Here is a 929-nt window from a genome sequence, read left to right as displayed (position 1 = left end):
GCGCTCCCAAACCGGGACAAAGCCCTAGTGGTCGCTGAGCTTTCAGGGCATGGACACGCGGTGCGTGATCTCCTCGAAGCTGCTGGCCTTGCCAGGTCGAGCTACTACTATGCGCTGGCTCACCCCCAGCAGCCAACCAGAGTGCAGCTACGTGCCAAGGTCGCCCAAATCTTTTCGCGAACCCCCAACGGGTGTGGTCACAGGCAGGTAGCTATGTGCCTGCGCGCTGAGGAAGGGGTGCGCATTGCCGATAAGACGGTTTTGAAGATGATGCGTCAGATGGGGCTGCGTTGCGGTATACGCCGTGAGAGGGCCTACCACAGGTATAACTCCTACAAGGGGGAGGTGGGGCAAAGTTTCGCCAACATCATCGGTCGCAACTTCACGGCGACTGGTCCTTGGCAGAAGTTGGGCACCGATGTTACCGAGTTTAAGCTTTCCTTTGGTAAGGCCTATCTCGCTCCGGTTTATGACTTTGCCAGCAAGGAGATTGTTGCCCACTCCATCTCGATGTTCCCTAATCTTGCCCAGCAGCAAGAGATGCTTCAGGTACTCATGGATGCCAAACCTGAGGGAGCTAAGCCGATTTTGCACTCGGATATGGGGTGGCAGTATCAGCATGAGACCTACATCAGTATGCTCGCTGAGAACGGTTTTATCCAGAGCATGTCACGCAAAGGCAACTGCATTGATAATGGCGCCACTGAGCAGGTCTTTGGACACCTCAAGGACGAGTTTTTTCGCGGCCAAGACTGGCCAACTTTCGAGAGTTTCAAGGTTGACCTTGATGCCTATATTACGCATTGGAATACAGTAAGACGTCAGGTAAAGCTTAAGGGCCTGACTCCGGTAGAGTACCGGGTTCAGGCCCTGCTGGAGGCCGTGTAAGGGTTACTATTTAATGCGTCCAAGTTTCGGGGCGCAGTTCA

General features: G+C 54.4%; 1 protein-coding gene. It reads left to right on the top strand.

Features of this window, described 5'->3' with window-relative positions; genetic code table 11:
* On the top strand, window positions 1-888 hold an 888-nt coding region (locus HMPREF2836_RS09025; RefSeq protein WP_210394344.1), incomplete at its 5' end, for an IS3 family transposase.
* Window positions 889-929: the final 41 nt, after the last annotated feature.

This window comes from Rothia sp. HMSC065C12 (assembly GCF_001812085.1).
Lineage (GTDB): Bacteria > Actinomycetota > Actinomycetes > Actinomycetales > Micrococcaceae > Rothia > Rothia mucilaginosa.
Note: the sequence above shows the minus strand (reverse complement) of the source record. Positions and strands in the feature narration are given on the sequence as shown.